At 60.2% G+C, this 19,815-nt stretch carries 23 protein-coding genes; 4 read left to right on the forward strand and 19 right to left on the reverse strand.

Annotated elements, in window-relative coordinates; translation table 11 throughout:
• Positions 1 to 84 precede the first annotated feature (84 nt).
• The 4 genes from H3028_RS10070 (at position 85) to H3028_RS10085 (ending at position 2,903) form a co-directional block, all read left to right on the forward strand.
• Entirely contained in the window at positions 85 to 942 is an 858-nt protein-coding gene (locus H3028_RS10070) for a carboxylate/amino acid/amine transporter (protein ID WP_181296878.1), read from the forward strand.
• Positions 943 to 1,033: 91 nt separating this feature from the next.
• A complete protein-coding gene (locus H3028_RS10075) occupies positions 1,034 to 1,765 on the forward strand; it encodes an endonuclease (RefSeq protein ID WP_181296879.1) in 732 nt (243 codons plus the stop codon).
• Between the two features lie 131 nt (positions 1,766 to 1,896).
• Positions 1,897 to 2,517 carry a DUF2238 domain-containing protein gene (locus H3028_RS10080; RefSeq protein ID WP_181296880.1) on the forward strand — a complete coding sequence of 207 codons (621 nt, stop codon included), beginning with the start codon at positions 1,897 to 1,899 and terminating at the stop codon, positions 2,515 to 2,517.
• 5 nt (positions 2,518 to 2,522) lie between these two features.
• A complete protein-coding gene (locus H3028_RS10085) occupies positions 2,523 to 2,903 on the forward strand; it encodes a DUF2784 domain-containing protein (RefSeq protein WP_181296881.1) in 381 nt (126 codons plus the stop codon).
• 12 nt (positions 2,904 to 2,915) lie between these two features.
• Here the strand turns inward: H3028_RS10085 and H3028_RS10090 are convergent, their stop codons facing one another.
• From H3028_RS10090 to iscR, 19 genes are all read right to left on the reverse strand, one after another.
• Positions 2,916 to 3,710 (reverse strand): amidohydrolase, encoded by a 795-nt coding sequence (locus H3028_RS10090; RefSeq protein ID WP_181296882.1) that lies wholly within the window; start codon positions 3,708 to 3,710, stop codon positions 2,916 to 2,918.
• Complete coding sequence (locus H3028_RS10095) at positions 3,698 to 4,846, reverse strand: pyridoxal phosphate-dependent aminotransferase (RefSeq protein ID WP_181296883.1); 1,149 nt, start codon at positions 4,844 to 4,846, stop codon at positions 3,698 to 3,700. Before H3028_RS10095 ends, H3028_RS10090 begins: the two co-directional genes overlap by 13 nt.
• 85 nt (positions 4,847 to 4,931) lie before the next feature.
• On the reverse strand, positions 4,932 to 6,410 hold the full coding sequence (gene der, locus H3028_RS10100) for a ribosome biogenesis GTPase Der (RefSeq protein ID WP_181296884.1): 1,479 nt from the start codon (positions 6,408 to 6,410) through the stop codon (positions 4,932 to 4,934).
• A 108-nt stretch (positions 6,411 to 6,518) separates the two neighbouring features.
• Entirely contained in the window at positions 6,519 to 7,667 is a 1,149-nt protein-coding gene (gene bamB / locus H3028_RS10105) for an outer membrane protein assembly factor BamB (protein ID WP_181296885.1), read from the reverse strand.
• 4 nt (positions 7,668 to 7,671) lie between these two features.
• Positions 7,672 to 8,313 (reverse strand): tetratricopeptide repeat protein, encoded by a 642-nt coding sequence (locus H3028_RS10110; protein WP_181296886.1) that lies wholly within the window; start codon positions 8,311 to 8,313, stop codon positions 7,672 to 7,674.
• Between the two features lie 40 nt (positions 8,314 to 8,353).
• Positions 8,354 to 9,637, reverse strand: a complete 1,284-nt coding sequence (gene hisS / locus H3028_RS10115) for a histidine--tRNA ligase (RefSeq protein WP_181296887.1) — start codon at positions 9,635 to 9,637, stop codon at positions 8,354 to 8,356.
• A 14-nt stretch (positions 9,638 to 9,651) separates the two neighbouring features.
• Positions 9,652 to 10,764 carry a flavodoxin-dependent (E)-4-hydroxy-3-methylbut-2-enyl-diphosphate synthase gene (gene ispG, locus H3028_RS10120; RefSeq protein WP_181296888.1) on the reverse strand — a complete coding sequence of 371 codons (1,113 nt, stop codon included), beginning with the start codon at positions 10,762 to 10,764 and terminating at the stop codon, positions 9,652 to 9,654.
• Between the two features lie 2 nt (positions 10,765 to 10,766).
• On the reverse strand, positions 10,767 to 11,759 hold the full coding sequence (locus H3028_RS10125) for a RodZ family helix-turn-helix domain-containing protein (RefSeq protein WP_181296889.1): 993 nt from the start codon (positions 11,757 to 11,759) through the stop codon (positions 10,767 to 10,769).
• Positions 11,756 to 12,514 carry a type IV pilus biogenesis/stability protein PilW gene (gene pilW / locus H3028_RS10130; RefSeq protein WP_181296890.1) on the reverse strand — a complete coding sequence of 253 codons (759 nt, stop codon included), beginning with the start codon at positions 12,512 to 12,514 and terminating at the stop codon, positions 11,756 to 11,758. The genes H3028_RS10125 and pilW overlap by 4 nt, the downstream gene beginning before the upstream one ends.
• A 14-nt stretch (positions 12,515 to 12,528) precedes the next feature.
• The gene (gene rlmN / locus H3028_RS10135; RefSeq protein WP_181296891.1) at positions 12,529 to 13,677 is read right to left on the reverse strand and encodes a 23S rRNA (adenine(2503)-C(2))-methyltransferase RlmN; all 1,149 of its coding nucleotides are present in this window, start codon (positions 13,675 to 13,677) and stop codon (positions 12,529 to 12,531) included.
• 20 nt (positions 13,678 to 13,697) lie between these two features.
• Complete coding sequence (gene ndk / locus H3028_RS10140) at positions 13,698 to 14,129, reverse strand: nucleoside-diphosphate kinase (protein WP_021209485.1); 432 nt, start codon at positions 14,127 to 14,129, stop codon at positions 13,698 to 13,700.
• Between the two features lie 163 nt (positions 14,130 to 14,292).
• Positions 14,293 to 14,490, reverse strand: coding sequence for a Fe-S cluster assembly protein IscX (iscX, locus tag H3028_RS10145; protein ID WP_181296892.1), 198 nt, complete (start codon positions 14,488 to 14,490; stop codon positions 14,293 to 14,295).
• A gap of 14 nt (positions 14,491 to 14,504) precedes the next feature.
• Positions 14,505 to 14,843: an ISC system 2Fe-2S type ferredoxin gene (gene fdx / locus H3028_RS10150; RefSeq protein WP_181296893.1), complete on the reverse strand. Its 339-nt coding sequence runs from the start codon at positions 14,841 to 14,843 to the stop codon at positions 14,505 to 14,507.
• Positions 14,844 to 14,848: 5 nt separating this feature from the next.
• Positions 14,849 to 16,711 carry a Fe-S protein assembly chaperone HscA gene (gene hscA / locus H3028_RS10155; protein ID WP_181296894.1) on the reverse strand — a complete coding sequence of 621 codons (1,863 nt, stop codon included), beginning with the start codon at positions 16,709 to 16,711 and terminating at the stop codon, positions 14,849 to 14,851.
• Between the two features lie 41 nt (positions 16,712 to 16,752).
• A complete protein-coding gene (gene hscB / locus H3028_RS10160; protein WP_181296895.1) occupies positions 16,753 to 17,265 on the reverse strand; it encodes a co-chaperone HscB in 513 nt (170 codons plus the stop codon).
• A gap of 7 nt (positions 17,266 to 17,272) precedes the next feature.
• The gene (gene iscA, locus H3028_RS10165) at positions 17,273 to 17,596 is read right to left on the reverse strand and encodes an iron-sulfur cluster assembly protein IscA (protein WP_168425378.1); all 324 of its coding nucleotides are present in this window, start codon (positions 17,594 to 17,596) and stop codon (positions 17,273 to 17,275) included.
• Between the two features lie 10 nt (positions 17,597 to 17,606).
• Complete coding sequence (gene iscU / locus H3028_RS10170) at positions 17,607 to 17,999, reverse strand: Fe-S cluster assembly scaffold IscU (RefSeq protein WP_181296896.1); 393 nt, start codon at positions 17,997 to 17,999, stop codon at positions 17,607 to 17,609.
• Positions 18,000 to 18,049: 50 nt separating this feature from the next.
• Positions 18,050 to 19,264, reverse strand: a complete 1,215-nt coding sequence (locus H3028_RS10175) for an IscS subfamily cysteine desulfurase (protein WP_181296897.1) — start codon at positions 19,262 to 19,264, stop codon at positions 18,050 to 18,052.
• A gap of 30 nt (positions 19,265 to 19,294) precedes the next feature.
• Positions 19,295 to 19,786, reverse strand: a complete 492-nt coding sequence (gene iscR / locus H3028_RS10180) for a Fe-S cluster assembly transcriptional regulator IscR (RefSeq protein WP_181296898.1) — start codon at positions 19,784 to 19,786, stop codon at positions 19,295 to 19,297.
• Between the last annotated feature and the right edge of the window lie 29 nt (positions 19,787 to 19,815).

Raw genomic sequence — 19,815 nt, forward strand, 5'->3', positions numbered from 1 at the left:
TTACTTCCACACCGGACGCCACCCAGGCCTTCCCTCTTTGCAGATGAGCCGCTAAGGTCGCTGGCCTTCTGCTGAGGAGCCGGCATGCGCTACCTGATTTTCGTCACGCTACTCTGGGCGTTTTCCTTCAACCTGATCGGCGCCTACCTGGCGGGCCAGGTGGATAGCTATTTCGCTGTACTCACGCGCGTAATCCTCGCCGGCCTGGTCTTTCTTCCCCTCACACGCTGGCGCGGCGTGGCGCCGGGCTTCATTGCCGGCGTGACCTTGGTCGGCGCGCTGCAATTCGGGGTGACCTACCTGTGCCTGTACCTGAGCTTCAACGTCCTGACCGTGGCCGAGGTGCTTCTGTTCACGGTACTCACGCCGCTGCACGTGACGCTGATTGACGACGCACTTAACCGCCGCTTCAACCCCTGGGCATTGGTGGCCGCAGCGGTCGCGGTGTTCGGCGCCGGCCTGATCCGCTATGACGGCGTATCCAGCGACTTCCTCGGCGGCTTCCTGCTGATGCAACTCGCCAACTTCACCTTTGCTGCCGGGCAGGTGGGCTACAAGCATCTGGCCCAGCGCTATCCATCAGCTATTCCGCTGCATCGGCGCTTCGGCTATTTCTTTCTGGGTGCGTTGATCATCGTGCTGCCGGCCTGGCTGTTGTTCGGCGACGCCGACAAGCTGCCGACAACGATCAGCCAGTGGAGCGTGTTGCTATGGATGGGGGTACTGGCCACCGCGCTGGGCCAGTTCTGCTGGAACAAGGGTGCCACTCAAGTCGATGCCGGAACCTTGGCCGTGATGAACAACATGGCGGTGCCGGTCGGGCTATTGCTCAATTTGCTGTTTTGGGGCACGTCAACCAACCTGCTGTTGCTCGGCATCGGCGGGCTGATCATTCTCGCTTCGCTATGGATCAATCGACTGGGCCGACGAGCGGCCTGCTAACTCATTGTTTTACATATATGTTTAGCTAACACATCGGTAAGATTGCGGCGCCACGCATGGATGCATTTCTCAGTCAGTCGTCGAGATATCCATGCGCCGCGTCAGCTTGCTTCTGCTCGTCCTGTTTTTCTTTCCAACCGCTCATGCCGAAGCGCCGCGCACCTTTCGCGAAGCGAAAAAGCTGGCCTGGCATATCTACGCCGAACGGCCGGTAGATTTCTATTGCGGTTGCGCCTTCAAGGGCAAGCGGATCGATCTCGCCAGCTGCGGCTACGTCCCGCGCAAACAGCCCAAACGCGCCGCACGCGTGGAGTGGGAGCACATCGTGCCCGCCTGGGTGATCGGCCATCAGCGCCAATGCTGGCAGCAGGGCGGACGCAAGCAGTGCACCTCGAGCGACCCGGTATTCAGCAAAGCCGAAGCGGACCTGCATAACCTCGTCCCGGTCGTCGGTGAGGTCAACGGCGACCGCAGTAATTACGGCTTCGGAATGCTGAGCGAGAAACCGAGCCAGTACGGCGCCTGCCCCTTCGTAGTGAACTTCAAACAACGCACCGCCATGCCTCCGGAATACAGCCGGGGCGCCATAGCCCGTGCCTATCTGTACATGAGCGAACGCTATGGGCTGCGCCTGTCGAAGCAGGATCGGCGCCTCTACGGCATCTGGAATCGTCAGCACCCGGTCAACGAATGGGAGCAATGGCGTAACCGCAGCATTGCCTGCGTGCAAGGCAATGCCAATCGCTACGTAGGGCCGGTTGATCTGAACCGCTGCGCCAAATCGATTGCTCGTTCGGCTGCAATTCGCCCCGAGCGAAGCTGAGGGAGTCAGTTAACAGCGAGCCTGCGCCAAAACGCCCGGATCCGGTACGCTAAGGCCTCGCCCGCGATCTTGGATGTCGCCGCCCGAGCACTGCATGCTGATGCCTCCCACCGCGATCATGACAGTTCACTATGCAGGATAAGACGCTCTACGCAACCCTGGGCCTGGCGGTTCTGTTGGCGCTTATTGCCTCCGGCATCGATCCTCATAACCGGGCCACTTGGCTGCTGGAAGTCGCACCGGTGCTGATCGCAGCGCTCCTGCTGCTCAGCTACCGGCGTTTCCCGCTCACGCGGCTGCTTTATGTGCTGATCGCCGTCCATGCCCTGGCGCTGATCCTGCGCGCTTACACCTACGCCCGCGTTCCAGCGGGTTTCTGGGTACAGGATTGGCTCGCGCTCAGCCGCAACCCGTACGACAAGCTCGGCCACTTCATGCAAGGCCTGGTACCAGCGCTGCTGGCCCGTGAGATCCTGCAGCGCCTTGGCTTTCTCAAGCCCGGCGCAATGCTCGGCTTCCTCTCGGTCTGCGTCGCGCTGGCATTCAGTGCCTTCTACGAACTGATCGAATGGTGGGTAGCGCTGATCGCCGGCCAGGGCGCCGGTGATTTTCTCGGCACCCAGGGCGACCCCTGGGATACCCAGTCGCACATGCTTATCGCGCTGCTTGGCGCCCTGCTTTCGGCCACCGGCCTGGCAGGTCTTCAGGATCGGCAGATTGCGCGGCAAGCGAAGTCCGGCGCAGCAGGATAGCCGTCATGCTCTATCGCTTCGCGGCTGATGCGGTGCTGGTCCTGCACCTCAGCTTTATCGTCTTCGTGCTGCTGGGTGGGCTGTTGGTGGCCTGGAGGCGCCGCCTACTTTGGCTGCATCTGCCGGCCGTGGCCTGGGGCGTCTTCGTCGAACTGACCGAGCGCCTGTGCCCGCTTACGCACTGGGAGAACCGGCTGCGGCATCTGGCTGGTGGTGCCGGTTACGAAACCAGCTTCGTCGAGCAGTATCTGCTGCCAGTGATCTATCCGACCTGGCTGAGCCTACCGGTGCAATACCTACTGGCCGCCATAGTGGTACTCGCTAATTTGCTGATCTATGGCTGGCTGGTATGGCGCTGGCGGCGCACGGCAGCGCCACCAAGCTGATACGCAGCGTAGCTAGATCTTCAGTTCGAAGGCATCACCGTCGTGATACGCCGGGAATTTGCTGCGGAACGCCGCAAGGTCCCGAGCACGTAGCGTGGTGCGGAATACGCCGTCGACATCGCCCGCCTCGAGCAGCGGGTCGCCCAGATAATCCAGCACCTGGCTGTCGCCACTGTAAGGGTAGCCCTTGCCGTCTTCCCCGACCCGATTCACCGCCGCGACGTAGCAGATATTCTCAATCGCGCGTGCCGGCAGCAGGCGATTCCAGGCATTGCGGCGGGCCGCGGGCCAGTTGGCGGTGTAAAGCAGCAGGTCGGTGTCGTGGGGGTCGCGGCTCCAGACCGGGAAGCGCAGGTCATAGCAGATCAGCGGGCGCACGTGCCAGCCGTTCAGTTCGAACAGCGCCTGCTGTTCGCCAGCCGTGTAATGCTTGTGCTCACCTGCCATGCGGAACAGATGACGCTTGTCGTAGTGTGAAATCTCGCCGTTCGGCCGCGCCCAGAGCAGGCGGTTGCGGTGGCTGCCATCCGCGGCCTCGATGATCACGCTACCGGTGATCACCGCGTCCATGCGCGCCGCCTGCTCCCGCAGCCAGATATAGGTCGGGCCTTCCTCGGGTTCGGCCAGCTCCGAAGAGTTCATCGAAAAGGCCGTAGTGAACATCTCCGGCAATACGATGAGATCAGCCCCACGGGCCTGCTCGAGCAAGTCGACGAAGCGCTCGCGGTTAGCGGTAGCGTCCTGCCAGACGAGGCTGGTCTGGATCAGGGCCAGTTCGAGGTCCGGCAAATCGTTCAGATCGCGCATAGTCGTTCTCCTGCCAGGCGCAGCGTTTCCTCTCGTTTGGCGAAGCAGAAGCGGACCAGTCGTGATTCCTCCGGAGGCGTCTGGTAGAAGACCGAAATCGGGATGCTGGCCACGCCGTGCTCGCGGGTGAGCCATTCGGCCATGGCGACATCGTCGAGATCAGGGCGAATTGCCGAATAGTCGGCCAGCTGGAAATAGGTGCCGGCCGTACGGGTAAAGCTGAAGCGCGAGCCGGCCAGCAGATCGCAGAACAGATCGCGCTTGGCTTGGTAGAACGCCGGCAGCTCGCTGAGATGCTCAGGATGCGCCGCCATGAAATCGGCCAGAGCCCACTGCAATGGCGTAACGCCTGTGAAGCTGACGTACTGGTGAACCTTGCGCAGCTCACTGCTGAGCGCGGCGGGCGCGACCACATAACCCGTCTTCCAGCCAGTGACGTGGTAGGTCTTGCCGAAGGAGCTGACGACGAAGGCCCGATGATACAGCTCGTCATGGCGCAACACGCTGGCATGCTGCCGGCCGTCGAACACAAGATGTTCGTAGACCTCGTCGCTGAGCAGGTAGATATCCCTGTCGCGGATCAGCTCGGCGAGGCGATCAAGATCCGCCGCGTCGATCAGCGCGCCGCTGGGATTGTGCGGCGTGTTCAGCACGATCATGCGGGTGCGCGATGTAACCGCATCAGCCAGCTTCTGCCAATCGATGGCGAAACTCGGCAGGCTCAGCGCCTGATGGACGCAGACCCCGCCGGCGAGCTCCACAGCCGGCTCGTAACTGTCGTAGCAGGGATCGAAGACGATCACTTCATCGCCGGGGCGGATGACTGCGTGGATCGCACAGAAGATGGCCTGGGTCGCTCCAGGGGTGATGGTGACTTCGGCGTCAGCGCTGACTTGGCGACCATAGAGCGATGCGACCTTGATCGCCACCTGCTCGCGCAGCGCCGGCAAGCCTGTCATCGGCGCGTACTGGTTGTGACCGGCCATGACATGACGCGTCACGGCTTCGCGCAGCGCATCAGGGCCGTCGAAATCCGGAAAGCCCTGGGACAGGTTCAACGCGCCGGTCTGGCTCGCCAGCTGCGACATCGTGGTGAAAATGGTGGTACCGACGTAGGGAAGCTTGCTCGTGATCATTTGGTCTCATTCAAAGCTTGAAGCTGAAGTCGAACGCTGGAAGCTCATGCGAGACGACTTCCAGCTTATGGCTTCAAACTTCGGGCTATCGTTTGTCTCTACGCTTTTTCTCGGCTTTCTTGTGGTGCGACATGAGACGGCGTTTCTTATTCACCTGGCGATCGGTGAGGGTGTTCTTCTTGCCCTCGTAGGGGTTCTCGCCGCCCTTGTACTCGATCCGGATCGGCGTGCCCACCAGCTTCAGCACACGCCGGTAGGTATTCTCCAGATAGCGCGTATAGGACTTGGGAATCGAGTCGACCTGGTTGCCGTGGATCACGATCAGCGGCGGGTTGGCGCCGCCCAGGTGAGCATAGCGCAGCTTGATCCGGCGACTAGCGACCATTGGCGGCGCATGCTCGCGTACGGCGTCCTCGAGGATCTGGGTCAGCCGGCTGGTGGGCCAGCGGGTAACGGCCGAGGCGAACGAGGCCTGTACCGATTTGTACAGGTTGCCGACGCCGGTGCCATGCTTGGCGGAGATGAAGTGGATGTCGGCGAACTCGACGAAGAACAGCCGACGCTCCAGCTCGGTCTTCACGTAGTCGCGCTCGCTTGGCTCCATGCCGTCCCACTTGTTCAGCGCGATGACCAGCGCTCGGCCACTCTCGAGAACGAAGCCGAGCAGGTTGAGGTCGTGTTCGACCACGCCTTCTCTGGCATCCATGACGAAGATCACTACGTTGGCGTCCTGGATCGCCTGCAGCGTCTTGACCACGGAGAACTTTTCTACCGCCTCGAAGATCTTGCCGCGGCGCCGGACGCCGGCGGTGTCGATCAGCGTGTATTTTTCGTCGCCGCGTTCGAACGGAATATAAATGCTGTCTCGCGTGGTGCCCGCTTGGTCGTAGACGATGACCCGCTCTTCACCGAGCATGCGATTGACCAGCGTCGATTTGCCAACATTGGGACGGCCGATGATGGCGATCTTGATGCCGTCCTTTTCGCTAGGCCCGGGAATGCGTTTGGGTTCTTCGCCTTCGGCAACCGCCTCAACCGCTTCACCCTCACCTTCCGCTTCTTCGGCGTTGTCCTTGGGAAACGTGCCGAGCGCCTGCTCCAGCATATGGCTGATACCACGGCCATGTGCCGCAGCAATCGGCAAGGCATCGCCGAGACCCAGCGGGCTGAACTCGGCTCGCGCGATGTCCGGATCGATGCTGTCGACCTTGTTCGCCACGAGGAAGTGGCGCTTGTTCATCTTGCGCAAATGCTCGGCGATCATCTGATCGCCCGGCGTCATGCCGGCACGTGCGTCGACCATGAACATCACCGCATCGGCTTCCTGCATCGCTTGTAGCGACTGCTCCGCCATCTTGGCGTCGATGCCTTCTTCGTCCCCGGTCAGGCCCCCAGTGTCGATGACAATATAGGTACGGCCCTGCCATTTGGCCTCACCGTACTGGCGATCACGGGTCAGACCGGCATATTCCGCGACGATGGCGTCACGGCTCTTGGTCAGACGGTTGAATAGGGTGGATTTGCCAACGTTCGGACGGCCCACCAGGGCGATTACGGGAACCATACGGCTCTCCACTGCGATATTTCAGAAAACACGAAGGCCGCTGCAAGGCAGCGGCCGAATATATTAAGCGCTCCGCCTCGGCGGAACAGGACGAACGAGGTGAAGCCGTCAATCCGCCTGGCGAATGGTCAGCGCGACAAGCTTGCCGTCGTTACCGTAGGCGTACAGCCAATCTCCTTCGACCACCGGGCGGGCACGCACCCCGGCGCTGTCGATACGGGTCCGAGCAACGAAGCGCCCGTCGACCTGGCTCAGGAAGTGCAGATAGCCCTCCTTGTCGCCCACCGCCACGTAGCTGGAGAAAACCGCCGGAGCGGAAAGCTGCCGACGCAGTAGCGCGTCGTTGCTCCATAGCACGGTAGTCGATCGCTCATCGATCCCCATGACAGTGCCATCAGCCTGGCTTACATAGACACTTCCGTAACCGAGCGCAACACCGTTTGCCGTCGAGGCATCGCGCTGCCAGAGAATCCGGCCGCTTTCTAGATCCAGCGCGGCGGCGCGCCCTTGAAAGGAAGCGACGTACAAGGTCCCGCCTGAGAGCAACAGACCGCCATCGATATCGACGACGCGTTCGAGCTCGGAACGGCCTTGCGGAACAGCTACGCGCTGCTCCCAGATCGGCAGGCCACGGCGGGTATCCAGCGCCACGACTTTACCGCTGGAGAGACCGGCAATCGCCAGCTGGTTGGTCAGCAATGGCGCTCCGGTACCCCGCAGGGTCAGCACCGCTGGGGCGCTTTCGTAACTCCAACGCTGCTCGCCAGTGTCGATTTCCAACGCAATGACGCGGTCATCCTGAGTCTGAACCACCACTACGTCACCATTGACGGCAGGCGCGGCGAGAACCTCGCTGCTGACCTGGCTGCGCCAGCGCTCTTCACCGGTCGACACGTCCAGCGCCAGCACTTCACCCCGTAAAGTGCCAACCAGGACAAGGCCGTAGCCAGCCCCCACCGCACCGGAGATCGGCACTTCCAGATCGTTCTTCCAGTGAACCTTACCGGTCATGCGATCCATTGCCACCACCAGCCCCTCGACGTCGGCGGCAAATATCTCATTGCCATAGACGACAGGGGCCAGAAGGTTATAGGTCTCGCCCTGGCCTTCGCCTATCGAGCGGCTCCATTCCTCGTTCAGCTGTATTTCAGCGTCGAACTTGACCAGCTCGGCGGGCTCGAGCTCTTTCTTGTCATTGCTGCTGCAACCAGCAGCCAGGACGGCCAGGGTCAGCAGTGCGGCAGTTTTCCAGCGCATCAATTCATGCCTCTCCACGAGCCAGATCGTCCAGTTTCAGCTGCAGGCCACCAATCGCGGCATCCTGTGACAGCGACTCTTTTGCCTTGGAATAGGCAGCGTGGGCATCGTCATGGCGCCCCAGCTTGACCAGCAGATCACCCCGCAGCTCTTCACGACTGGCTGCGAAGGCCTCATTAGCGTCACCTTCGAGCAATGCAAGCCCCTCTTCGGCCTTGCCCTGCGCTGCCAGAACACGGGCCAGACGCTGGCGAGCCAGCTCTTCGAGGGTCTTGTCGGCCGGCTTGTCGAGCACGCTTCGCAATTCTGTCGCGGCCTCATCGAGACGATCAGACTCCACCGCCACCTTGGCCACGAAGAGACTGCCATACTGAGCGTAATGCGAGCCGGCGAATTCCTTCTTCAGCAAATTGCCCAGGCGCGAAACCTCGGCAGCATTCACCCCACCCTCCTCCAGCACGGCATTCAGCATCTGCTGATAGACGGTCGAGGCGCTCTGTGCTTGATTGAGCTGATGCTTCTGCCAGAACTGCCAGCCAAACACCAACACCAGAGCGAGTGCGCCCCCCAACAGCAAAGGCATGCCGTTACGCTGCCACCACTCCTTGATCTGCGCCAGCTGTTCTTCATCGGTACCCGAGGTCACACTGTCACTCCTTACATTCGCTGAATTCAGACCCGTCCGATCAAGCCAGACAGGCAGCCAGACGCTCGGGTAGAGCATCCCAGGCAATGCTTTGCTGTTCGCTGTCGTCGCGCAGCGGCTTGCAACCTACCACGCGTTCGGCCAGTTCGTCGTCACCAAGAATCAGCGCGAAACGCGCCCCGCTCTTGTCGGCCTTTTTGAACTGGCTCTTGAAGCTACCGCCACCGGCGTTGACCAGCAGGCGAAGACCCGGCAGGGCGTCACGGAGCCGTTCCGCCAGCGCCAGCGCCGCCAGTTCGGCCGCCTCGCCGAAGGCACAGATAAATGCGTGTGCCGGCTGGTTGAGTTCTTCGGGGATCAGCTCAAGTGTTTCCAGCAACAACACCAGACGTTCGATCCCCATGGCGAAGCCCACGCCCGGCGTCGGTTTGCCGCCGAACTGGCTGACCAGGCCGTCATAGCGGCCGCCCGCACAGACGGTGCCCTGCGAGCCGAGCTTGTCGGTCACCCACTCGAATACGGTGCGGCCGTAGTAATCGAGGCCACGAACCAGCTTGGGATTGATCTGATAGGCAATTCCCGCCGCTTCGAGCCGAGTCTTGAGGCCGTCGAAATGCGCGCGCGATTCGTCGTCCAGGTAGTCATGCAGCGTCGGCGCATCGGCCAACAGCGCCTGGGTCTGGACATTCTTGCTGTCCAGGATACGCAGCGGGTTGCTGGTCAGGCGGCGCTGACTGTCTTCGTCGAGCTGATCGAAATGCTGCTGCAGATAGGCTACTAGGGCGTCCCGATAGGTCGCGCGCGCTTCGCTGGAGCCCAGGCTGTTCAACTGCAGGGTGACCGCATCGGACATGCCGAGCTGCTTCCACAGCCGGGCCGTAAGCACGATCAGCTCGGCATCGACATCCGGCCCCGGCTGATTGAAAACCTCCACCCCAATCTGATGAAACTGGCGATAGCGGCCCTTCTGCGGCTTCTCGTAACGAAACATGGGACCGGCATACCAGAGCTTCTGCACCTGGCCGCCGCCGGTCATGCCATGTTCGAGCACGGCTCTGACGCAACCGGCAGTACCCTCGGGGCGCAACGTCAGTGATTCCTCGTTACGGTCGAGGAAGGTGTACATCTCCTTGTCGACCACGTCGGTCCCCTCGCCGATGCCGCGGGCGAACAGATCGGTAAATTCGAGGATTGGCAGACGGATCTCGCTGTAGCCATAGCTATCGAGCAGCTGCGCGAAGGTCGTTTCCAGATAGCGCCAGACCGGCGTCTGGGCCGGCAGGATATCGTTCATGCCACGAATGGCTTGCAGGGACTTGCTCAATTCGGTTCCTTAAATCAGCTGCGCACGATCAGCGCGGCATCGGTCTCGGCCTTTTCCGCGGCCTTGCGGCGAATCAGCTGCTCCAGTTCGTCGACCAGATTCTCATTGTTCAGCTTCTGCGCCGGCTTGCCGTCGATGTAGATGAGGTTGTTCGGCGTGCCGCCTGTGAGGCCGATGTGCGCCTCCTTGGCCTCTCCCGGGCCGTTGACGATGCAGCCAATCACCGCTACGTCCATCGGCACCAGCAGATCGTCGAGTCGCCCTTCGAGCTCGTTCATGGTTTTGACCACGTCGAAGTTCTGCCGCGAGCAACTCGGGCAGGCGATAAAGTTGATCCCTCGCGAGCGCAGACGCAGCGATTTGAGGATATCGAAACCAACCTTGACTTCCTCCACCGGATCGGCTGCCAGCGAGATGCGGATGGTATCGCCGATACCTTCGGCTAGCAGCATGCCCAGCCCTACCGCTGACTTCACCGTACCCGAACGTAGCCCCCCGGCTTCGGTGATGCCCAGGTGCAACGGCTGCTCGATCTTGTCCGCCAAGAGCCGATACGCGGCCACAGCCATGAACACGTCGGACGCCTTTACGCTGACTTTAAAGTCCGGGAAATTAAGCCGATCAAGGTGCTCGACATGGCGTAGCGCGGATTCGACCAACGCCTCAGGTGTCGGCTCGCCGTACTTCTTCTGTAGATCCTTTTCCAGCGAGCCGGCGTTGACCCCAATACGAATCGGGATGCCCCGATCACGAGCTGCTTCAACCACAGCCCGCACACGATCCTCGCGGCCTATGTTGCCCGGGTTGATGCGCAGGCAATCGACGCCGAGCTCGGCGACACGTAGAGCAATCTGATGATCGAAATGAATGTCGGCCACCAGCGGAAGACCGACACGCTGCTTGATCTTGCCGAACGCCTCGGCGGCGTCCATTGAGGGCACCGACACGCGAACGATGTCGGCGCCGGCATTCTGCAGCCGTTCGATCTGCGCGACGGTCGCTTCGACGTCGCAGGTTTCGGTATTGGTCATGCTCTGTACGGCGATAGGCGCATCGCCACCGACCGGTACACTGCCTACCCAGATCTTCCGGGTACGACGCCGCTTGATGGGAGATTCACTATGCATGATTACTGTCCGAGCTTGAGACGCGCGGTCTCACCGCGCGTTTTGCCAGAAAGACTGACGGCTTCGCCGTTAAAGCTGACTTGCACACCAGAAGCGAAGCCTAAATGCAGATCCAGCGGGGTTTGCCCGATCAGGGTACGACTGCTGCCGGCTTTCGCCAGTCCGCTGTAAAGCACTTTGCCGTTTGCATCGGTAACGCGAGTCCAGCAGTCCGCGGTGTAATCCAGCGTCAAGCGCCCTTCACCCGGTGCAACGGCCTCCGCTTCAGCCACTGGAGCCGCACTGACATCCGCTTCCGGAGCAGTCGCCGGCGCTTCGCTGGAAGGTACCGTCTCGCCCTGCTCGGCAGGCGTTTCGGCAGGCGTTTCGATTGCTGGTTGCTCGTCGAGCGGCAGGCTTCCGGCTGCCGGATCCTGCGCTTCCTCGCCTACCGATAAGGGCGCCGAGCCAACCTCCTCGCCCGGAGCGAGGTCAACAGGCTCCTCGGTTCGATCCAGCAGATGTATCTCCGTGGTTCCGTCTGCCGCCTCGACCTCAATCCGCTCCAGCGCCGTGACAGATGGGCCAGGCTCGGTGCGGGCCATGCGATCTTGCCACCAGAAGAAAGCACCGGCTCCGATCGCCAGCGTCAAGATAAAGGTAAAGAAGCGCACCATGCTGCGTGACAGGCGCACGGGCTGATCGATGTGGCCGAGACTATTGACACTGCTACCGGTTGCATCCGTACCGGTATGCTGGTCGAACTGTTGCACGAGACGATTCTGGTCCAGGCCCAGCAGCTTGGCGTAAGCACGAACGTAGCCACGGGCAAATGTATGGCCAGGCAACTGACTGAAGTCACCGGCCTCAATTTGCGTGAGCGAGCGCTCCGACAGATTGAGCTGCTTAGCCACCGAAGAAAGTGGCCAGTTCTTGCTCTCGCGCGCGGCGCGGAGCGTATCGCCTGGATTGGCCAGCATTGTCGGGGCAGCGGCTTCAGAATGTGGCGCTATCATCGTTGCTCCGAAAGAAACTGTTGATATTCAGGCGCTCCGGGATACAGTCGTTTGAGCTGCAAACCAAGACTCGCCGCCTGATCCCGGTCCTGATGAATCCGCGCCAGACGAATACCCAGGAGCAGACTACGAGCATTCTGCTCGGAAAGGCTGCTGAACCCATCGTAGTAACGCTTTGCCGGGACGTACTGTTTGGCTTCGTAAGCCAGCAATGCCAGCTCTAGCAGCGCTCGTGGCTGGCGGCTATCGAGGCGCAAGGCGCGGGTAAAGTAGGTTTCGGCCTGCTCGCGCTGACCGAGCTTCAACGCGGTCATGCCCATGTTTTGGAAGACATGCGAGCGTCCAGAGTAGAGGTTGTCTTCAGATGCTTTCGCGAAGCGCTCCATCGCCTCCTGATAACGTTTTTGCTCGAAGAGAAAACTGCCGTAATTGTTCAGGATGCGGGCGTCGTTGCGATTGGATAAGGCCTTGCGGTAGTGCTCGTCAGCTAACTGATTTTCCATTTCGTTCTGGAATACCAGGGCCAGTGCCGCGTGGGCATCCGCGCTGTTCGAATCCAGCTCGAGCGCTTTGCGTAGCGGCGTTTTAGCGCGGGAGGCCTCGCCTTGCTGCAAATAGCCGATGCCAAGCTGGATATAGGCGTCTCGCGCTTCGTCGCGACCTTCCGAGGTGCGCATCGGGTTACCCGATCCGGAGGACACACAACCAGCCATAAGGCCGGCGAGCAGAAACAGCAGCGCAACGCGCAATATCATCAGCAGCATCCCCCTCAGGAACGGTTCGTAGCAATGGACGCCGTACCTGGCTCGGATTGCAGTTCACGCACTGCGATGTAACGCTCGCTTCGGCGTGTGCGATCCATTACCTGCCCGACCAGTTGGCCGCAGGCTGCATCGATATCCTCACCACGTGTGGTACGTACCGTTACATTGTGCCCGGCTTTATGCAGGATGTCCTGAAAACGACGAATCGCATTGTTGCTCGGCCGCTCATATCCAGAATGGGGGAAGGGATTGAAGGGGATCAGATTTATCTTGCAGGGAATCTTCGCTAATAAAGCGATCATCTGCTCGGCGTGTTCGGGCTGGTCGTTAATGCCCTGCATCAGCGTGTATTCAATTGTGAGAACGCGTTTCTCGCCCAAGTTGGAGATATAGCGCTGGCAGGCCGCCAGAAGCATATCCAACGGATACTTCTTGTTGATCGGCACCAATTGATCACGCAGCGCATCGTTCGGCGCATGCAACGACAGCGCCAGGGATACGTCGATGACCTTGGAAAGCTCATCGATCATCGGCACAACGCCGGATGTTGACAGCGTCACCTTGCGCTTGGAAATACCGTAGCCCAAGTCGTCCATCATGATCTGCATGGCGGCGACTACGTTGTCGAAATTGAGCAAGGGTTCGCCCATGCCCATCATCACCACGTTGGTAATGGCGCGATCGACCTTGGCCGGTATGGTGCCGAACGATTTATTGGCAATCCACACCTGTCCGATCACTTCGGCGGCGGTGAGGTTGCTGTTGAAACCTTGTTTGCCGGTCGAGCAGAAACTGCAATCCAGGGCGCAGCCGGCCTGAGAGGAGACACAGAGCGTGCCGCGTCCGCCTTGAGGAATGTAGACGGTTTCCACACAGCTACCCGAAGCCACACGCACCACCCACTTACGGGTGCCATCGGTGGAGATGTCTTCGCTGACAATTTCGGGGCCGCGGATCTCGGCAGAGGCCTTGAGTTTTTCGCGCAGGGCCTTGCCGATGTTGCTCATCGCATCGAAGTCATCAATGCCAAAATGGTGAATCCATTTCATGACCTGACCGGCACGAAAGCGCTTCTCCCCTATTGAATCGAAGAAGCTTTCCAGCTGGGGCTGGGTCAGCCCCAGCAGATTCACTTTACCGGTCGTAACAGTCATCTGAATTCACCTTCGCCTGATCAGCGAATGCGGGCACACACTTCGGTGGCGGAGAAGAAGTAGGCAATCTCGCGAGCAGCGGACGCTTCGGAATCGGAACCGTGAACGGCGTTCTCGTCGATAGAAACGGCGAAATCAGCGCGAATGGTGCCCGGAGCAGCTTCTTTCGGGTTGGTAGCGCCCATCAGCTCACGGTTCTTGGCGATGGCGTCTTCGCCTTCCAGAACCTGAACGATGACCGGACCGGAAACCATGAAAGCAACCAGATCTTTGAAGAAGCCGCGCTCGCTGTGCTCGGCATAGAAACCGCCAGCTTCGCGCTCGGACAGCTGGACCATTTTCGACGCAACGACGCGCAGCCCGGCCTTCTCGAAACGGGAGGTGATCTCGCCGATAACATTCTTGGCGACGGCGTCAGGTTTGATGATGGAGAAAGTGCGTTGCAGGGCCATTTGAAACTCCAGAAATTGATAGGTTAAAACAAACGAGTAAACCCGCGAATTATACGCGGGTCACGAATAAAAATATAAGAGTAGCTGTGACCTGCTGAGTGGCGGCGAAGACCGTAACGCACACACTTCTGCCTTGAAGCGCGCCGCCGGGTGCCTGCTGGCTCTAGGCTTCTTCTATCCAGGCGGCCTGTATGGCTTCGAGCACCTTTTCGCCGCCGCGCTTCGGATCGTCCGAAAAATCCGGTAGCTCGACGACCCAACGATGCAGCTCGACAAAGTTCACGTAACGCGGATCTACATTCGGCTTGCTTTCGGCCAGTTCAATCGCGATATCCAGCACATCAGACCACTTAAGCGCCATGCTTCACCCCGCCCTCAATGGCCTTCCGAGACTTGATTGATGGTGTATTTCGGAATCTCGACCACCAGATCGACGTCCGCAACAGCTGCCTGACAAGACAGCCTCGAATTGGGTTCGAGCCCCCACGCCTTGTCCAGCATGTCGTCCTCGAGCTCATCCGACGCCTCCAGCGAGGCAAAGCCCTCACGGACTACCACGTGACAGGTAGTACAGGCGCAAGACTTTTCACAGGCATGCTCAATGTCGATACCATTTCGCAACGCAGCATCAAGCACCGTCTCACCGGGCTGCGCTTCCACCACAGCCCCTTCGGGGCAATGGTCGACATGGGGCAGGAAAACAATCTGCGGCATCTGGGTCATTCCTCGATATCGTTAAGCCGTCGCCCAGCCAACGCGGCCTTGACGGTTGAATCTAACCTGCGCGCGGCAAAGGCATCGGTAATCTGGCTCAAGCGCTTGATCTGGCGTTCGATGGCAACTTCATCCTGACTATCGAGAAGCTCGCGAAGACCCTGCATCTGTGAATCGATCGCCGCGCGCTCCTCCTCACTGAGCAGGCGCTCGCCGTCTACGGCCAGGGCGCCCTCGACCGCTTCGAGCAACCGTTGCGCATCGACCAGTTGCTCACGTAGCGCCCGGGCTGCCTTGTCTTCGTTGGCTTTATGAAAAGAATCTTCCAGCATGCGAGCGATCTCGCCGTCGGTCAGCCCGTAGGAAGGCTTCACCTGAATGCTCGACTCGACGCCGGACGCCAGCTCACGGGCCGATACGCTGAGCAGCCCGTCGGCGTCGACCTGAAAGGTCACACGGATCTTCGCGGCACCGGCCACCATCGGCGGGATGCCGCGCAGCTCGAAGCGAGCCAGCGAACGGCAGTCGGCGATGAGCTCGCGCTCACCTTGCAGCACGTGAATCATCATGGCCGACTGGCCATCTTTGTAAGTCGTGAAATCCTGCGCACGCGCAACTGGAATCGTGGTGTTGCGTGGAATGATCTTTTCCATCAAACCGCCCATCGTTTCCAAACCCAGCGACAGCGGAATGACGTCGAGCAGCAACAGTTCCTCGCCATCGCGATTGTTGCCCGCCAGGGTCTCGGCCTGGATCGCTGCACCGATAGCAACGACCTGATCGGGATCGATATCGGTCAGCGGGTCCTGACCGAACATCTCACCAACCCGCTCGCGCACCCGCGGTACCCGGGTGGAGCCGCCAACCATGACCACCGCCTGGACCTCTTCCATCTCAACAGCCGAATCACGCAATGCACGTCGACAGGACTTGAGGCTGAGCGCGATCAACGGATCAATGAGCTCGTTAAAGGTTGCACGCGTCAGGGCACCCTGCCAGCCGGCATAGCGCACCTCGACCGACTCGGCGCTGCTGAGCTGCTCCTTGGCATCGCAGGCTATCTTCAGCACCTCCCGCTGGGCACCTGGATCAAGGTCTTCAGACGCACCGGCCTGGGCCAGAATCCAGCCGGCGATCGCATGATCGAAGTCATCGCCCCCGAGCGCAGTATCTCCGCCGGTAGCCAGCACCTCGAATACGCCCTTGGTCAGACGCAGAATTGAGATATCGAAGGTTCCGCCACCCAGATCATAGATCGCCACGACGCCTTCAGCCTCGCGGTCCAGGCCATAAGCGACAGCAGCAGCGGTAGGCTCATTGAGCAGACGTAGCACATTGAGATTGGCTAGGCGCGCGGCATCCTTGGTCGCTTGCCTTTGAGCCTCATCGAAATACGCGGGCACCGTGATTACTGCACCTACAAGCTCGCCGCCCAGCACCGCTTCCGCACGCTCACGCAATGTACGAAGGATTTCGGCGGAGACTTCCACCGGGCTCTTGGCACCGTGCACCGTCTCGATGAAGGGCATCTGCGACTGCCCCTCACTGAATCGATACGGCAGCTGTCCTCCCAGCTGCTTTACATCACCGATACCACGCCCCATCAGGCGCTTGACCGACAGGATTGTGTTCAACGGATCGCTGGATGCAGCGCGTTTTGCGGCATGCCCCACCTCGACGCGATCGTTGTGATAACGCACCGCGGAAGGCAGAATCACCTCGCCATTAATGTCAGCCAACGGCGCCGTAACGCCACTGCGCAATGCGGCCACGAGTGAATTGGTCGTGCCCAGATCGATGCCAACCGCCAGACGGCGCTGGTGGGGTTGCGGGCTTTGTCCGGGTTCAGCTATCTGAAGTAAGGCCATGTCTGTCTGATATCGGGCGCAGCGTCTGGCGCTACGCGGGGTTAATCGTCGAGGCGCTCTTCCAACTGGCGCACTTCCTGAGACAGCTTGTCGAGAAACTGCATTCGACGCACCAGTCGCTCCGCCTGCTCGCGCTGCGACTCCTCCCGCCATATCCGCGCGAAGGAGTCATTGAGATCCTGCTGAGCAGCTTTGAGCCGAGCCTTGAAAGAAGCGATATTCGCGTCGTCCTGAAGCTCTTCGAGCTCTTCCCGCCACTGCATCTGCTGCATAAGGAAAGCAGAATCCTGGACGGTTGCCTCAAGCGGCATTTCGCGCCCCTGCAGAGTCAGCAGATAGCGGGCCCGACGCGACGGGCTTTTCAGCGTCTGATAGGCCTCGTTCAGGTTCGCCGAGCGCTCGATGGCATGACGCTGTTCCGTTTCCCCGGCGTCGGCAAACCGATCGGGGTGGACCTTGCGGGCCAGCTCGCGGTAACGAGACGAAAGCATTTCCGGATCGATATCGAAAGCCGGCTGCAACTCGAACAGCGCGTAGTGACAGGGAGTTCCCACAGCGTCCTCAGATATTGAAGCTTTCGCCGCAGCCGCATTCGCCACGCACGTTGGGGTTGTTGAACTTGAAACCTTCGTTCAGTCCTTCCCGGACGAAGTCGAGCTCCGTGCCATCGAGGTACGCCAGGCTTTTGGGATCGATGATGATCTTCACACCGTGATTATCGAAAACCGAATCCTCTGCTGCCGCCTCGTCAACGAACTCGAGCACGTAGGCCAAGCCGGAGCAGCCGGTGGTGCGTACGCCCAACCGGACTCCTAGCCCCTTGCCGCGCCCTTCCAGAGAACGGCGCACGTGATCAGCGGCGGCGGTTGTCATGCTGATAGCCATCGATACCTCCTTAGGCTTGCGGCAACCCTTTCTTTTCACGGTAATCGCGAACGGCCGCCTTGATGGCATCCTCTGCCAGTACCGAGCAATGGATCTTCACCGGCGGCAGCGCCAGCTCTTCAGCCAGGTGAGTGTTCTTGATGGTTTCGGCCTCTTCCAGCGTCTTACCCTTCATCCACTCGGTGGCGAGGGAGCTGGAGGCGATGGCCGAACCGCAACCATAGGTCTTGAACTTGGCGTCTTCGATGACGCCCTGCTCGTTGACCTTAATTTGCAGACGCATCACATCGCCGCAGGCCGGCGCGCCGACCATACCGGTGCCGATGGAAGGATCCTCAGCGTCGAACTTGCCGACGTTGCGGGGATTTTCGTAATGGTCAATGACCTTCTCACTGTATGCCATGGTGCAATCCTCATTGAATCAGGCTATGCGGAACTCGACGACTCAGCGGATCAGTGGGCTGCCCACTCAACCTGCGAGATATCAACGCCATCCTTGAACATGTCCCACAAGGGTGAAAGCTCACGCAATTTCGTTACCGCCTCGCTGACTTTCTGCGCGGCGTAGTCGACTTCTTCTTCGGTAGTAAAACGGCCGAACGTGAAACGGATCGAGCTGTGTGCCAGCTCGTCGTTGCGCCCCAGCGCACGGAGCACGTAGGACGGCTCCAGCGAAGCAGAAGTGCAGGCCGAACCGGAGGAAACCGCGAGGTCCTTGAGCGCCATGATCAGCGACTCGCCCTCGACATAGTTGAAGCTCAGGTTCAGGTTGTGCGGCACACGCGAAGTCATGCTGCCGTTTACATAGAGTTCTTCAAGATGCTCAACCTGCTTGAAGAAGCGGTCACGCAGCTTGGTGATGCGCTCGTTCTCAGCGGCCATTTCTTCCTTGGCGATGCGGAACGCCTCGCCCATGCCGACCGACTGGTGCGCCGCCAGCGTGCCCGAGCGCATGCCGCGCTCGTGACCACCGCCGTGCATCTGCGCCTCAAGGCGTACGCGTGGCTTACGACGCACGTACAGGGCACCGACGCCTTTCGGACCGTAGGTCTTGTGGGCGGAGAAGGACATCAGATCAACCTTCATGCGTTCCAGATCGATCTCCACCTTACCGGTGGACTGAGCAGCGTCGACATGAAACAGCACGCCGCGCGAGCGGGTGAGCTCACCGATGGCGGCAATATCGTTGATCGTTCCGATCTCATTGTTCACGTGCATGATGGACACCAGGACGGTGTCATCGCGCAGCGCTGCTTCAACCATGGCAGGGGTGATCACACCGTCCTCGCCAGGCTCGATATAGGTCACTTCGAAACCTTCGCGCTCGAGCTGACGGGTCGTATCCAGAACGGCCTTGTGCTCGATCTTGCTGGTTACGATGTGCTTGCCCTTGGAGGCATAGAAGTGCGCAACACCCTTGATCGCCAGGTTGTCCGACTCGGTCGCACCCGAGGTCCAGACAATTTCGCGAGGATCTGCATTGACCAGCTCTGCAACTTGGCGGCGCGCATTCTCGACTGCCTCCTCGGCTTTCCAGCCAAAGGCATGGGAACGCGACGCCGGATTACCGAAGTTGCCTTCGGCAGTCAGGCAATCGACCATCTTCTCGGCGACGCGAGGATCGACTGGTGTGGTAGCGGAGTAGTCCAGGTAAATCGGCAACTTCATCAGGTATCTCCTATCAGGCTGTCGTCCTGCTCACTCGACGGCGGACGCTTCAATCTTATCCAGTTGCGAAGTCTGGCCATTGGTGCGGCGCATATCCTGGCGCAAAGCTACTTCCTGAACCTCGCGACGCATCACCAGATCCGCCAGACTGATACCGCTTAGAAACTCATGGATCTGCTGGCTCAAATCGCACCACAAATGGTGGGTCAGACAGGTATCGCCCGAATGACAGTCGCCCAACCCTTGGCAGCGGGTAGCGTCGACTGACTCGTTGACCGCATCGATAACTTGGGCAACCTGGATACCCGCCATTTCGCGAGAAAGCTGATAGCCGCCGCCCGGCCCGCGAACGCTTGTAACCAAGCTGCCACGGCGCAACTTGGCAAATAGCTGTTCGAGGTAGGAAAGCGAGATGCCCTGCCGCTCGGAAATGTCCGCAAGGGACACCGGCCCGTGCTGCGCATGTAGCGCAAGATCGAGCATCGCAGTAACGGCGTAACGGCCTTTGGTAGTCAATCGCATCGGCTTGCACCAAGCATCATGGTTTGGGC

This window comes from Pseudomonas sp. Q2-TVG4-2, assembly GCF_013620795.1.
GTDB lineage: Bacteria > Pseudomonadota > Gammaproteobacteria > Pseudomonadales > Pseudomonadaceae > Stutzerimonas.